The sequence below is a fragment of the Stutzerimonas stutzeri genome (assembly GCF_019090095.1).
GTDB classification, from domain to species: Bacteria; Pseudomonadota; Gammaproteobacteria; order Pseudomonadales; family Pseudomonadaceae; genus Stutzerimonas; species Stutzerimonas stutzeri_AN.
The window spans coordinates 1,496,993-1,510,626 of sequence record NZ_JAGQFP010000002.1 but is presented as its reverse complement, the minus strand read 5'-3'; the positions used below and the strand labels follow the sequence as shown (position 1 = coordinate 1,510,626).

Below are 13,634 nucleotides of genomic sequence, written 5' to 3'. Positions count from 1 at the left end.
TGCCTTGCCACACGGGTTCAGCGCTGCGGTTCAGCCAGCGGCTGCGGCATCCCCAACAGGAAGCCCTGGGCATTGGCCACCTGCAGGCCGCGCAATACCGCCAGTTCACCGTCCGTCTCGACGCCCTCGGCGACGACCTTGCTGCCGGTCTGCTCGGCGAAGCGGATCAGCGCGGCCGCCATGGCACAGCAGTCGCTGTCATGGTCGACATTGTTGATCAGGCTCCGGTCGAGTTTGATGACGTCCGGCTTGAGTTTGAGGATGTGCCGGAAGCTGGCATAACCGGCGCCGGCGTCATCGACGGCCAGGCGCAGGCCAGCCCGGCGTAGCGGCTCGAGAATCTCGGCGATCAGGCTGTAGTCGACGATCGAGCGGTGCTCAGTCACCTCGAGCATCAAGCGGTGCAGCGGCTGACTGGCGAGCAGCTCCACCACCGTCCCGTCCAGCAGGGCATCCGGGCATACGTTGAGCGACAGATAGACGTCATCGGGAATCAGTGGCAGGCCCATCAGTGCCGTTTCCAGCAACATGCGCTCCAGCTCCGTGCGCAAGCCGACCTCCCCGGCCTCGTCGAACCAGAGGTCTGGCGAGCGGTAAGGCTCGGGGCGAAACCGCGCCAGCGCTTCGTAACCGACGATGCGGTCATTGGCCAGGTGGAAGATCGGTTGGTACACGGTCCAGAAATCGCGCCTGTCCATCACCGCCCTGATGCGTTCTAACCTCTCGCTGCGCTGCCGCTCACTGATGGCGTGCCGCTCGAGCAGCCCGCCGGCAAAGCGGGCAAACAGGCGCAGGGCGGTCAGATCGCAGAGCTCCAGGCTCCTGTCCGGCTGTGTTCCGAAGCAGCAGAAGGTCCCGTAGAGCGACCCATCGCTGAAGCGAATCGGCACGCTGGCATGCGCCCCGATCGGCACACTGAGCGTCTGCGGAAGTGTCAGCGCTTCCTCGATGCCGGCCGCGTCCTGAATGAGCTCCGGCAGGCGACCGTCGACGATTCGCTGGCAGTAGCTCTCTTCCAGCGGGCCACTGTCACCAACTGCCAGTGCCAGCGGCATCGCGCGGGGATCCCCCTCGACATGGCGGAATATCCGCCGCCCCTCTCGAAACTCGCCGATAAAGGCGACTTCCATCCGCAGATGCCGCCGCACCACGCCCAAGGCCTCCACCAGCATCTCGTCGATGGACAGGTTGATGGGCTCCGCACCGCCGACTTTCAACGGCGATGCGCTGCTGCCATCCAGATCGGTATCCCGGCTCATGTGGGGTACTCCGTACGCTCGATCAGCGTAAGAATCGTAGGCGTTCTAACAGTGGCGGCTTTGGGCCGGAACGCGTCGCAAAGCCTCACGTTAGAGCCTAGCGCCGTTTCAGCCGTTACTTGGTTGCGGACGACGGCCGGCGCTTGCCTGGCTTTTTCGCCGCGTCGCTGCCGACGGCTGCCAGCGTGATCCAGGTGGGCGCGTGATCACTGGCATGCTCCTGGTCACGCACCCAGCGATCCACACCCGCCTCCAGCAAGCGAGGCGCCAGGTCGGCACTGAGCAGCAAATGGTCGATGCGCAGGCCGGAGTTTTTCTGCCAGTGCTGCCGAAAATAATCCCAGAAGGTATAGATGCGCTCGTCCGGGTACTTGGCACGAAGCGCATCGGTCCAGCCCTGATCCAGCAGGCGCTGGTAACAGGCGCGGCTTTCCGGCTGCAACAGCGCATCCTTGGTCCAGGAGCGCGGGTTATAGATGTCCTCGTCGGTGGGCACCACGTTGTAATCGCCCGCCAGCACCACCGGGTGGCCGTTATCGAACAACCCTGCCGCGTGCGTGATCAGGCGCTCGAACCAGGCCAGCTTGTAGTCGAACTTCGGTCCGGGCTGCGGGTTGCCGTTGGGCAGGTAGAGGCAGGCGAAGATGATGCCGTGCGCCGCGGCTTCCAGATAGCGGCTGTGGCTGTCATCGGGATCGCCAGGCAGCCCGCGACGGATCTCCAGCGGATCGTCGCCGCGCGCGAGAATCGCCACGCCGTTCCAGGACTTCTGCCCATGCCAGATGGCGCCATAACCGGCGGCACGGATGTCATCGATGGGAAAGTCGGCATCCTGCGCCTTCAGCTCCTGCAGGCAGACCACATCGGGCTGCTCGCGCTCCAGCCAGTCGAGCAGATTGCTCCGCCGCGCGCGGATGCCGTTGATGTTGTAGGTGGCGATTTTCAGGGCGTCCACAGCTAGCCTCGCTCCGATGGATATCCCTAGCTGTGACTCACCCGCTACCGGCGTGGTTCGACATGCTCGGGCATTCGCGGTCAAGACCGCTCCCACGGGTCGGGCGAGGGGTTCCGTACCGACTCTGCGTGAGCGGTGTGGCGGGCGCATTCCTGTGGCAGAGACCTTGCTGACGCGGCTTCGTGGGTGCGGCAATCTTGTGGGAGCGAGGGGTTCCGTACTGACTCTGCGGGTGCGGTGTGGCGGGGGTGTTCCTGTGGCAGGGACCTTGCTGACGCGGCTTCGTAGGAGCGGCAATCTTGTGGGAGCGGTCTTGACCGCGAATGGGCAGCCGCGAGCTGTTCAGGCCATGTACAGCGAGGTCATTCCTAGTAGGGGGCGGCCTGTAGCCGGCGTGATTCGGGATGCGCGAGAGCATTCGCGGTCAAGACCGCTCCCACGGGTGTCCTGCGCCACCGGCCCCGACTGCGGCTCGGCTCAGCGGTTTTCCCAGTAACCCGGCGCGTTGTAGATGGTCTTCAGGTAGTCGATGAAGAAGCGCACCTTGGCCGGCAGATAGCGCTGCTGCGGGTAGACTGCCTGGATGTCGTAGGCCGGTAGTGCGTACTCGTCGAGCACCGTCACCAATTCGCCGCGCTTGAGTTCGGCCTGGATCTCCCAGGTCGAGCGCCAGCCGATGCCCAGCCCCTGCTTGACCCAGTCGAACAGCAGTTCGCCGTCGTTGCAGTCCAGGTTGCCGTCCACGCGTATCGCCACCTGCTTGCCATCGCGCAGGAAGGTCCAGCCACGTTGCTGCCCGCCCTGCAGGTTGAAGGCAAGGCAGTTGTGACGCGAGAGGTCCTCCAGTGTGCGGGGCACGCCCTGGCGCTCGAAGTAATCCGGCGCGCCGCAGACCACGCGACGGTTGGGGAACAGCTTGATCGCGACATAGTTGGGGTCGGTCACCTCGCCGATGCGGATGCCCATGTCGTAACCGTGGCGCACCAGGTCGACCACGCTGTCGGTGAAGTTGAACGACAGTTGCAGGTCCGGGAAGCGCGCCTGGAACGCCGGCGCGTGGGGGCCGATGTGCTTGCGACCGAACGCCGCCGGCGCCGAAATGACCAGATGCCCGCGAACCGAGGTACGGTCCTTGGCGATGCTGGCGTCGGCCTCGTCGAAATCCTTGAGCAGGCCGCGCGCGCGTTCGAGGTACTGCTCGCCCAGGTCGGTCAGCGCCAGCCCGCGCGTGGAGCGGTGCATCAGCTTGACGCCCAGGTGCCGCTCCAGCGCATCGAGTCGCCGCCCCATCACCACGGGCGTGACACCTTCTTTCAGGGCAGCCGCGGCGAAGCTGCCGCTTTCGGCGACCAGCACGAAGCTCTGCAGTGTCGTGTAGCGGTCCATTCGATACTCCTGATATCGACAGAAGTGCAGTTTCGACCAATTCCCTCCAATCTTCCAGGGCTTCATCCTTGGGCCACGTATAAAAACTATCGAGCTAAACGTAGGAGGACTGATCCATGGCCCGAATGAGAGCAATCGATGCCGCCGTCGCGGTATTGCGCAAGGAAGGCATCGATACCGCCTTCGGCATCCCCGGTGCCGCGATCAACCCGCTGTACTCCGCCCTGCGCGCCGATGGCAGCATCCGTCACATCCTGGCCCGCCACGTCGAAGGCGCTTCGCACATGGCTGAGGGTTACACCCGCACCAAAGCCGGCAACATCGGCGTGTGCATCGGCACCTCGGGCCCGGCCGGTACCGACATGATCACCGGTCTGTATTCGGCCTGGGCCGACTCCATCCCGATTCTCTGTATCACCGGCCAGGCACCGCGTGCGCGTCTGTACAAGGAAGATTTCCAGGCCGTGGATATCGAATCCATCGCCAAGCCGGTGACCAAGTGGGCCGTGACCGTGCGTGAGCCGGCGCTGGTGCCGCGCGTGTTCCAGCAGGCCTTCCACGTCATGCGTTCCGGCCGTCCTGGTCCGGTATTGATCGATCTGCCGTTCGACGTGCAGATGGCCGAGATCGAATTCGATGTCGAGACCTACGAGCCGTTGTCCGTCTACAAGCCGGCCGCCAGCCGCAAGCAGATCGAGAAAGCCATCGACATGCTCTGCGCAGCCGAGCGCCCGCTGATCGTCGCCGGTGGTGGTATCTACAACGCCGGTGCCGAAGCGCTGCTGGTGGAATTCGCCGAAACCGTTGGCGTGCCGGTGATCCCGACGCTGATGGGCTGGGGCTCGATCCCCGACGACCATCCGCTGATGGCCGGCATGTGCGGTTTGCAGACCAGCCACCGCTACGGCAACGCCAACATGCTGGCTTCGGACTTCGTGCTCGGCATCGGCAACCGCTGGGCCAACCGCCACACCGGTTCGATCGACGTCTACACCAAGGACCGCAAATTCGTGCACGTGGACATCGAGCCGACCCAGATTGGCCGGGTGTTCTCGCCTGACTTCGGCATCACCTCCGACGCCGGCGCCGCGCTGAAACTGTTCGTCGAAGTCGCCAAGGAGCGCAAGGCCGCCGGCCAGCTGCCGGATCGCAGCAGCTGGGCCGCCGATTGCCAGGAGCGCAAGCGGACGATGCTGCGCAAGACGCACTTCGACTCGGTGCCGATGAAGCCCCAGCGCGTGTACCAGTGCATGAACAACGCGTTCGGCAAGGACGCCTGCTACGTCAGCACCATCGGCCTGTCGCAGATCGCTGCCGCACAGTTCCTGCACGTCTACAAGCCGCGCCACTGGATCAACTGCGGCCAGGCCGGCCCGCTCGGCTGGACCATTCCGGCCGCGCTCGGTGTGGTCGCAGCGGACCCGGCACGCAAGGTGGTGGCGCTCTCGGGCGACTACGACTTCCAGTTCATGATCGAGGAGTTGGCCGTGGGTGCGCAGTTCAAGCTGCCCTACATCCACATCCTGGTGAACAACGCCTACCTCGGCCTGATCCGCCAGGCGCAGCGCGGTTTCGAGATGGACTACTGCGTGCAGCTGGGCTTCGAGAACATCAATGCCGACCAGGGCGGCATGGAAGGCTACGGCGTCGATCACGTCGCGGTGGTCGAGGGTCTGGGTTGCAAGGCGATCCGCGTGTTCCGTCAGGAAGAGCTGCAACCGGCGATCGAACAGGCCCAGGCCTGGATGGCCGAGCACCAGGTGCCGGTGGTGATCGAAGTGATCCTGGAGCGCGTGACCAACATCGCCATGGGCACCGAGATCGACGCCATCAACGAATTCGAGCCGCTGGCCGAGGGCCGTGAAGACGCACCGACGGCGATCGCGCTGCTGGATTGATTCGAACGTAACTGAACGCGTGGAAGACGCTTCGCGGTCTTCCACCCTACGACCCGTACGTGGGCTCGGACCACGCGGGTAGGCAACCGTAGGGTGGATGTCGCGAAGCACATCCACCGCATGCAGCACTCGAGGTGGTTATCACCACCGATACGCAACACCAATTGTCCCTACAGACAAGGAGATACCCATGCCCCGTTTTGCCGCCAACCTGTCCATGTTGTTTACCGAGATGGACTTCCTCGACCGCTTCGCCGCCGCTGCCGAGGCCGGCTTCACCGGTGTCGAGTACCTGTTCCCCTACGACTACCCGGCCGAAGAGATCAAGGCACGCCTGGACGCCAACGGTCTGACCCAGGTGCTGTTCAACCTGCCGGCGGGCGACTGGGCCAACGGCGACCGCGGCATTGCCTGCGATCCCGCACGCGTCGAGGAATTCCGTGCCGGTGTCGACCAGGCCATCGCCTACGCCAAGGTGCTGGGCAATACCCAGGTCAACTGCCTGGCCGGCATCGCCCCGAAGGGCGCCGATCTCGGCAAGCTGGAGATGACCTTCGTCGAGAACCTGCGCTACGCGGCGCAGAAGCTCGAAGCCGAAGGCATCCGCCTGGTCATGGAAATGATCAATACCCGCGACATCCCGCGCTTCTTCCTGAACAACACCTCGCAGGCACTGGAGATCCGCGCCAAGGTCGGTAGCGACAACCTGTTCCTGCAGTACGACGTCTACCACATGCAGATCATGGAAGGTGACCTGGCGCGGACCATCGAGACCAACCTGGCGGCGATCAACCACGTGCAGTTGGCCGATAACCCCGGGCGTAACGAACCGGGCACCGGCGAGATCAACTACCACTTCCTGTTCGAGCATCTGGACCGCATCGGCTACCAGGGCTGGGTCGGCTGCGAGTACAAGCCGGCCACCACCACCGCAGCTGGCCTAGGCTGGATGAAAGCGCACAACGTCATCTGACTCGAACTGAACGAATCGAAGGAGATTACTCATGGCTAAGATTGGATTTATCGGCACCGGCATCATGGGCCTGCCCATGGCTCAGAACCTGCAGAAGGCCGGCCACAGCCTGTTCCTGTCCGAACACCACGACGCTGCCCCGGCCGTCCTCGTCGAAGCCGGCGCCGTTGCCCTCGCCACCCCGAAGGACGTGGCGCAGGAAGCCGAGTTCATCATCGTCATGGTGCCGGATACGCCGCAGGTCGAAGACGTCCTGTTCCGTGAGAACGGCGTTGCCGAAGGCGTCGGCCCCAACAAACTGGTGATCGACATGAGCTCGATCTCCCCCAGCGCCACCAAGGCCTTCGCCGAGAAGATCAACGCCACCGGCGCCCGCTACCTCGACGCGCCGGTCTCCGGCGGTGAAGTCGGCGCCAAGGCCGCGACGCTGTCGATCATGGTCGGCGGTAGCGAGGAAAGCTTTGCCCGCGCCCTGCCGCTGTTCCAGGCGATGGGCAAGAACATCACCCTGGTCGGTGAAAACGGTGCCGGCCAGACCGCCAAGGTCGCCAACCAGATCATCGTGGCGTTGAACATCCAGGCAGTCGGCGAAGCGCTGTTGTTCGCCGCCAAGAACGGTGCCGATCCGGCGCGCGTCCGCGAGGCCTTGATGGGTGGTTTCGCCAGCTCGAAGATCCTCGAGGTGCACGGCGAGCGCATGGTCAAGGGCACCTTCGATCCGGGCTTCCGCATCAGCCTGCATCAGAAAGACCTCAACCTCGCCCTGGCTGGCGCGCGCGAGTTGGGCCTGAACCTGCCCAACACCGCCAATGCCCAGCAGGTCTTCAGCACCTGCGCGGCCATCGGCGGCAGCAACTGGGACCACTCGGCGCTGATCAAGGGTCTGGAACACATGGCCAACTTCTCGATCCGCAAAGATTGAAACAGCTCTGAGCCCGCGGAATCGAGCTAGCGCGCCCACTTTTCGGACAGACAGAACCCAAGTGGTGGGATAGCGCAAGTCCGAGGCCGCGACGCTCTGAGAGTTGATCCACCGATGCGCAGGCAAGGCCAGGAGCTCGTCGACACTTGAAAGGTGTCTTTCGCAATCCCGGATTACGCCGTTGGAAACCCGGATTACGCCTTCGGCTAATCCAGGCTACGACTAGGGTGGAAACGCCGCAGGCGCTTCGCTCGGCCTACGCAGATGGTGCGTCAACTGCTGCCCTCGGGCGGCCCCCCTTTTCGACCTGCTCGGCACGAGGAGTCACGGCCCGACTGCCGGGTGGGTCGATTCCAGACCTTAGCGCTTGCATTGCCGAGCCCTAAGGTCTGGAATCGGCTCCAGACCCATTAGAAGGAGCAGTATATGAGCCTCGACCCGCAAGCCTTCCTGCGCGACCTGTTCGCCGCCGCCATCGACGCCGCCCATCCACGCCAGGTACTGGCTGACTACCTGCCCGCCGACCGCAGCGGCCGCGCCATCGTCATTGGCGCCGGCAAGGCGGCCGCGGCCATGGCCGAAGCCATCGAAGCGGTTTGGGAAGGCGAGCTGTCCGGCCTGGTGGTGACCCGCTACGGCCATGGCGCCGATTGCCGCAAGATCGAGGTCGTCGAGGCCGCCCATCCGGTGCCGGACGATGCCGGTGAACGCGTCGCCCGCCGCGTACTGGAGATGGTCAGCAACCTCGAGGAAAGCGACCGGGTGATCTTTCTGCTGTCCGGTGGCGGCTCGTCCTTGCTGGCGCTGCCGGCCGAAGGCATCAGCCTTGCCGACAAGCAGGCGATCAACAAGGCGCTGCTGCGTTCCGGCGCCCACATCGGCGAGATGAACTGCGTGCGCAAGCACCTCTCGGCGATCAAGGGCGGCCGCCTGGCCAAGGCCTGCTGGCCAGCCAGCGTCTACACCTACGCGATCTCCGACGTACCCGGTGACGAGGCCACGGTAATCGCCTCGGGCCCGACCGTGGCCGACCCGACCACCTCGGCCGAAGCGCTGGCGATCCTGGCACGCTACAACATCGAGATTCCCGCGAACGTGCGTGCCTGGCTGGAAGATCCGCGCTCGGAAACCGTCAAGCCGAACGATCCGTGCCTGTCGCGCAGCCATTTCCAGCTGATCGCCAAGCCCCAGCAGTCCCTCGACGCCGCGGCACAGAAGGCTCGCGACGCCGGCATCACGCCGTTGATCCTCGGTGACCTGGAAGGCGAATCACGGGAAGTGGCCAAGGTGCACGGCGGCATCGCTCGCCAGGTGGTCCTGCACGGCCAGCCGATCGCCGCGCCCTGCGTGATCCTCTCCGGCGGTGAAACCACGGTGACGGTACGCGGCAATGGCCGTGGCGGCCGCAATGCCGAGTTTCTGCTGAGCCTTACGGACAACCTGCAAGGCCTGCCTGGCGTGTACGCGCTGGCCGGCGACACCGATGGCATCGACGGCTCGGAAGACAATGCCGGCGCGCTGATGACGCCCGACAGTTACGCCCGTGCCGAAGCCCTGGGCCTCAGCGCCGCGGACGAGCTGGCCAACAACAATGGCTACGGCTATTTCCAGGCCCTCGACGCCCTGCTGATGACCGGCCCGACACGCACCAACGTCAATGACTTCCGCGCGATCCTGATCCTGCCGCCGTCCCGCTAGCGGCTGGCAACGCTTATAACCATAACTGCCAATAGAGCCTGCCATGACACCCGACAAGAAGGTCAAGATCCTCGCTACCCTGGGCCCCGCCACCCGCAGCATCGATGACGTGCGCGAGCTGGTGGAGAACGGCGTCAACCTGTTCCGCCTCAACTTCAGCCACGGCGAGCATGCCGATCATGCCGAACGCTTCGCCTGGATTCGTGAAGTGGAGCGCCAGCTGAACCAGCCGATCGGCATCCTCATGGACCTGCAAGGGCCCAAGCTGCGCGTGGGGCGTTTTGCCGATGGCAAGGTCCAGCTCAAGCGCGGCCAGACCCTGCGCCTCGATCTCGATCCGACACCGGGCGATGCCACGCGGGTCAACCTGCCGCATCCGGAAATCATCGATGCGCTGCAGCCGGGCATGAGCCTGCTGGTGGACGACGGTCGTCTGCGCCTGACGGTGATCGCCAAGCACGACGATGCCATCGATACACGCGTGGTTGCCGGTGGCGAGCTGTCCGATCGCAAAGGCGTCAATGTGCCCGAAGCGGTACTCGAACTGAGCCCGCTGACCGACAAGGACCGCCGTGACCTGGCCTTCGGCCTGGAGCTGGGCGTCGACTGGGTCGCGCTGTCATTCGTCCAGCGCCCGCAGGACATTCATGAAGCTCGCGAGTTGATCGACGGCCGCGCCTTTCTCATGGCCAAGATCGAGAAGCCGTCCGCCGTGCAGCACCTGCGCGAGATTGCGCGCTTGAGCGACGCCATCATGGTGGCGCGCGGCGACCTGGGCGTCGAGGTACCGGCCGAAAACGTGCCGCGCATTCAGAAGAACATCGTCCGCACCTGCCGCCAGCTCGGGCGTCCGGTGGTGGTGGCGACGCAGATGCTCGAGTCGATGCGCTTCTCCCCGGCCCCGACCCGCGCCGAAGTCACGGACGTGGCCAACGCGGTGGCCGAAGGCGCCGATGCGGTGATGCTGTCGGCGGAAACCGCGTCCGGCGACTACCCGCTGGAAGCGGTCAGCATGATGAGCAAGATCATCCGCCAGGTGGAGAGCGGCCCGGAGTTCCAGGCCCAGCTCGAGGTGCATCGTCCGAATGCCGAGGCGACGCTGCCTGACGCCATCAGCTGCGCCATTCGCCGGATCAGCAGCATCCTGCCGGTGGCGGCACTGGTGAACTACACCGAATCGGGCCGGTCCAGCCTGCGCGCTTCCCGCGAGCGGCCGAGCTCGCCGATCCTGAGCCTGACGCCGAACATCGCGACGGCCCGCAAGCTGACCGTGGCCTGGGGCGTGTACTCGGTCATCGATGCGCCCATGCACGACATGGAGCAGGTCTGCCTGAATGCGCTCGAGCTGGCGCGAGCCCAGGGCATGGCCGGCACGGGTGATACTGTGGTGATCACCGCTGGCGTGCCCCTGGGGCAGCCCGGTACGACCAACTCGCTGCGCATCGAGACCCTTAACTGACCCCGGCACCGCCCTCGCCTGCTCGTTGGTGCAGGCGAGGCCGGTCGCCTCCTCTTCGCGCAGATCCAGCTCATGCAACCGCCCTCCCTGCCGTCCGCAGCACAGGCTGCACTCAACGGTGTCAGCCAGATCTTCCTCCAGACCAACCCGCTCTGCGGCTTGCTGATCGTGGTGACGCTCAGCCTGTACGCCCCTGCCTTGCTGGCCGGTGCCCTGCTGGGCTTGCTCAGCGGCACCGTCGCCGCGTGGCGGCTGGGCTATGCCCGCCAGGATATCGAGTCCGGACTGTACGGCTACAACGCCACGCTGCTGGGTGTGCTGATCACGCTGGTGATGGGCATCGGAGCGGCGTCGCTGCTCTTGGTCGTGGTGAGCGGTGCGCTGTCGAGCCTGCTGCAACGCCGCCTGTTGCGGCACATGCGCGAGCGCGGCGGCCCTGCGGTATTTACCCTGGCGTTCGTATTGCTCGGCTGGCTGGCGCTGGCCCTGGCCGGGATGCTCGACACGGTGGCGGAGGCACGCTTGCCCGACCCGGACGTCGACGGCCGCGGAGCGCTCGGGGCGATGGCCAGTGGTATCGGCCAGGTCATGTTTCTCGGTGCGCCCGGCGCGGGGCTGGGTCTGCTGGCGGCGGTATGGGTGGCTGATCGGCGGGCCGGGCTGTGGGCGCTGTGCGGGTCAGCCGTGGGCGTCTACTGCACCCTGCTGCTGGGGCTCGGCGCGCCACAGGCGTTGGCCGGCCTCGATGGTTACAACCCCGCTCTGGCGGCGTTGGCGCTGAGCCAGGTACACCGCTCGGCACTGGCCCCTGCGCTGGGAATCGTGCTCGCCATCGCCTGCCGGTGGGCGTTCGATCAACTGGGGCTGGCGCCCCTGACCATGCCGTTTATTCTGGCGTGCTGGGCCGTGGCACTGGGTACGTACCTGACCCAGTGCCGCTTTGGCATGCGGCACGCCTGAGCATCAGCCCTTGGTCGCGCGTGGATCCTGGTCCCGCGGGTAGGTACGTTCCTCCTCGATCTGGCCGTCGAGGGTGTGGATTTTCACCGAGGCGGTACGCAGCTTCATGTAATCGCGGGTCTCGTCGATGATGTCCTCTTTGGTGGCGGCTTCGAGCAGTGCGCGCTTGTCGCCTTCCTCACGCAGAACCCAGCGATCGCCGTCGTGGGTGATGTGGTAGTTGTCCATGTAGCCCTCCCTCGGGTCTTCGATAGTCAGAGCTATAGAACACCTGCCGGCGCAGCGGTTCGATCGGTCATGTCGCGAGGCGTGAGGGTCGCACATACCGCACAGGGTGAATTTAACCTCGGATACCAAGGGTTCTAAACACCCCGCGCCGCCGGGACGCCCTTGATTCTGGTCAATTCCAGCCTGGAACGGTTATTGAAAGACAGTGGGTACCTGTCCGCGACGCGCCCGCAAAGCCGTTCGCAATAAGAGACAGGCCTCCCAGTCCAATTGGAGCCTATCATGCTTTGCGCTGAACAACGTGCCCTGATCAAAGCCACCGTACCGCTACTGGAAGCCGGTGGCGAAGCCCTGACCCAACACTTCTACCGGATGATGCTGGCCGAGCATCCCGAGGTACGCCCGCTGTTCAACCAGGCTCACCAGGCCAGCGGCGACCAACCCCGCGCCTTGGCCAACGGCGTGCTGATGTATGCCAAGCACATCGACCGTCTGGACCAACTCGGCGGGCTGGTCTCGCAGATCGTCAACAAGCACGTGGCACTGCAGGTACTGCCGGAGCACTACCCTATCGTCGGCGCCTGCCTGCTGCGCGCCATCCGCGAAGTGCTCGGCGAAGACATTGCCACCGACGAGGTGATCGCCGCCTGGGCCGCCGCCTATGGCCAGCTCGCCGACATCCTCATCGGCACCGAGGAACAGCTCTACAGCACCACGGCGCAAGCACCGGGCGGCTGGCGCGGCGCACGGCCGTTCCGAATCGTGCGCAAGGTAACCGAAAGCGCCGAGATCACCTCGTTCTATCTGGAGCCCGAAGATGGCGGCGAAGTGGTCGCGCACAAGCCCGGCCAGTACATCGGCCTGCGCCTGCACATCGACGGCGAGGAGATCCGCCGCAACTATTCGCTGTCGTCGGCCAGTAACGGCCGCGGCTACCGGATCAGCGTCAAGCGCGAGCCAGAGGGTGTCGCCTCCAACGCCCTGCACCGCATGGCCGAGGGCGAGCGACTGGAGCTCTTCGCCCCAGCCGGCGAGTTCACTTTGCAACCTGGCGACAAGCCGCTGGTGCTGATCAGCGGCGGCGTCGGCATCACCCCGACACTGGCGATGCTCGAAGACGCGCTGAAAACCGAGCGCCCGATTCATTTCATCCACTGTGCGCGTAACGCCGATGTTCACGCGTTCCGCCAGATGGTCGACACGCTGGCCGAGCGCCACGGCCAACTCAAGCGCTTCTACTGCTATGACGAACACCAGGGCGATGCGCCGCAACCGGATGCCGTCGGCCTGATCACCGAGGAGCGGCTGGCGGCCTGGCTGCCGGCCGACCGCGACCTGGATGCCTACTTCCTCGGTCCCAAGCCCTTCATGGCCAAGATTCGCCAGCTGTTGCACGCGCTCGGTGTCCCTGAGCAGCAGGTCCGCTACGAATTCTTCGGCCCGGCTTCGGCGCTGGAGTGAGCCAACGCTGGGCCGGCTGCCGTTGGCCCAGCCACCCGATGTCCGTCATGAGGTACCGCTATGACCCCGCATCCACAGGATCCGCATCGTCTGCGGGCAGTCGCCACCCTCGCCATGACCCTCGGCGTTGTGTTGTTGCTGCTCGGCGTGGCCGGCGCCTATGTCTTCGATCGGCAGTTGACCCTGGGCGCGGTGGTCGCCTGCCATGCGCTGGTGATTCTCGGCCCGACCGCGCTCAAGATCGGCTACGTGATGCGCCTGTTGGCCCAGCGTCAGCTGACGCTGAGTGCGTGACGTCATCCTGGCCAGCACATTATTAGTTGCGGCTAATTGCCGTTTCGTTGCGCTTTCATAACGCCATTACTTGATTGGTCAATACGAACCATTCGTCTGCCGTTCGTGGCTCTTGGAAACTCCTGAGACACAACCGAACTC

General features: G+C 65.0%; 12 protein-coding genes. 8 read left to right on the top strand and 4 right to left on the bottom strand.

From position 1 onward, the window contains the following. Positions 1-17 precede the first annotated feature (17 nt). The 3 genes from KVO92_RS16665 to KVO92_RS16655 form a co-directional block, all read right to left on the bottom strand. A complete protein-coding gene (locus KVO92_RS16665; RefSeq protein ID WP_254621560.1) occupies positions 18-1,172 on the bottom strand; it encodes a sensor domain-containing phosphodiesterase in 1,155 nt (384 codons plus the stop codon). A gap of 202 nt (positions 1,173-1,374) precedes the next feature. Continuing rightward, on the bottom strand, positions 1,375-2,214 hold the full coding sequence (gene xth, locus KVO92_RS16660) for an exodeoxyribonuclease III (protein ID WP_217476652.1): 840 nt from the start codon (positions 2,212-2,214) through the stop codon (positions 1,375-1,377). 477 nt (positions 2,215-2,691) lie between these two features. Further along, on the bottom strand, positions 2,692-3,600 hold the full coding sequence (locus KVO92_RS16655; RefSeq protein ID WP_217476651.1) for a LysR family transcriptional regulator: 909 nt from the start codon (positions 3,598-3,600) through the stop codon (positions 2,692-2,694). A 116-nt stretch (positions 3,601-3,716) separates the two neighbouring features. Here KVO92_RS16655 and gcl point away from each other — a divergent pair, with 116 nt between their 5' ends. The 6 genes from gcl (at position 3,717) to KVO92_RS16625 (ending at position 11,510) form a co-directional block, all read left to right on the top strand. Beyond that, positions 3,717-5,498 carry a glyoxylate carboligase gene (gene gcl / locus KVO92_RS16650; RefSeq protein ID WP_217476650.1) on the top strand — a complete coding sequence of 594 codons (1,782 nt, stop codon included), beginning with the start codon at positions 3,717-3,719 and terminating at the stop codon, positions 5,496-5,498. Positions 5,499-5,688: 190 nt separating this feature from the next. Continuing rightward, positions 5,689-6,471, top strand: a complete 783-nt coding sequence (gene hyi, locus KVO92_RS16645) for a hydroxypyruvate isomerase (RefSeq protein ID WP_217476649.1) — start codon at positions 5,689-5,691, stop codon at positions 6,469-6,471. Positions 6,472-6,502: 31 nt separating this feature from the next. Continuing rightward, entirely contained in the window at positions 6,503-7,393 is an 891-nt protein-coding gene (locus tag KVO92_RS16640) for a 2-hydroxy-3-oxopropionate reductase (RefSeq protein WP_217476648.1), read from the top strand. A gap of 426 nt (positions 7,394-7,819) precedes the next feature. After that, positions 7,820-9,091 carry a glycerate kinase type-2 family protein gene (locus KVO92_RS16635; protein ID WP_217476647.1) on the top strand — a complete coding sequence of 424 codons (1,272 nt, stop codon included), beginning with the start codon at positions 7,820-7,822 and terminating at the stop codon, positions 9,089-9,091. Between the two features lie 43 nt (positions 9,092-9,134). Beyond that, entirely contained in the window at positions 9,135-10,550 is a 1,416-nt protein-coding gene (pyk, locus tag KVO92_RS16630; RefSeq protein WP_217476646.1) for a pyruvate kinase, read from the top strand. Positions 10,551-10,622: 72 nt separating this feature from the next. After that, a complete protein-coding gene (locus KVO92_RS16625) occupies positions 10,623-11,510 on the top strand; it encodes an urea transporter (protein ID WP_217476645.1) in 888 nt (295 codons plus the stop codon). Between the two features lie 3 nt (positions 11,511-11,513). Here the strand turns inward: KVO92_RS16625 and KVO92_RS16620 are convergent, their stop codons facing one another. After that, a complete protein-coding gene (locus KVO92_RS16620) occupies positions 11,514-11,738 on the bottom strand; it encodes a DUF2188 domain-containing protein (protein ID WP_217476644.1) in 225 nt (74 codons plus the stop codon). 282 nt (positions 11,739-12,020) lie between these two features. On the opposite strand from KVO92_RS16620, the gene hmpA reads away from it, so the two are divergent. Together hmpA and KVO92_RS16610 are read left to right on the top strand one after the other, a co-directional pair. Continuing rightward, entirely contained in the window at positions 12,021-13,199 is a 1,179-nt protein-coding gene (gene hmpA / locus KVO92_RS16615; protein WP_217476643.1) for an NO-inducible flavohemoprotein, read from the top strand. 60 nt (positions 13,200-13,259) lie between these two features. Then, positions 13,260-13,493 carry a hypothetical protein gene (locus KVO92_RS16610; protein WP_217476642.1) on the top strand — a complete coding sequence of 78 codons (234 nt, stop codon included), beginning with the start codon at positions 13,260-13,262 and terminating at the stop codon, positions 13,491-13,493. The last annotated feature ends 141 nt before the right edge of the window (positions 13,494-13,634 follow it).

Excerpts from the sequence above, each read along its gene's own strand:
- KVO92_RS16665 (WP_254621560.1), bottom strand. The coding sequence starts at position 1,172 with ATGCTGGTGGAGGCCTTGGGCGTGGTGCGGCGGCATCTGCGGATGGAA.
- KVO92_RS16655 (WP_217476651.1), bottom strand. The coding sequence starts at position 3,600 with ATGGACCGCTACACGACACTGCAGAGCTTCGTGCTGGTCGCCGAAAGC.
- gcl (WP_217476650.1), top strand. The coding sequence starts at position 3,717 with ATGGCCCGAATGAGAGCAATCGATGCCGCCGTCGCGGTATTGCGCAAG.
- hyi (WP_217476649.1), top strand. The coding sequence starts at position 5,689 with ATGCCCCGTTTTGCCGCCAACCTGTCCATGTTGTTTACCGAGATGGAC.
- KVO92_RS16640 (WP_217476648.1), top strand. The coding sequence starts at position 6,503 with ATGGCTAAGATTGGATTTATCGGCACCGGCATCATGGGCCTGCCCATG.
- KVO92_RS16635 (WP_217476647.1), top strand. The coding sequence starts at position 7,820 with ATGAGCCTCGACCCGCAAGCCTTCCTGCGCGACCTGTTCGCCGCCGCC.
- pyk (WP_217476646.1), top strand. The coding sequence starts at position 9,135 with ATGACACCCGACAAGAAGGTCAAGATCCTCGCTACCCTGGGCCCCGCC.
- KVO92_RS16625 (WP_217476645.1), top strand. The coding sequence starts at position 10,623 with ATGCAACCGCCCTCCCTGCCGTCCGCAGCACAGGCTGCACTCAACGGT.
- KVO92_RS16620 (WP_217476644.1), bottom strand. The coding sequence starts at position 11,738 with ATGGACAACTACCACATCACCCACGACGGCGATCGCTGGGTTCTGCGT.
- hmpA (WP_217476643.1), top strand. The coding sequence starts at position 12,021 with ATGCTTTGCGCTGAACAACGTGCCCTGATCAAAGCCACCGTACCGCTA.
- KVO92_RS16610 (WP_217476642.1), top strand. The coding sequence starts at position 13,260 with ATGACCCCGCATCCACAGGATCCGCATCGTCTGCGGGCAGTCGCCACC.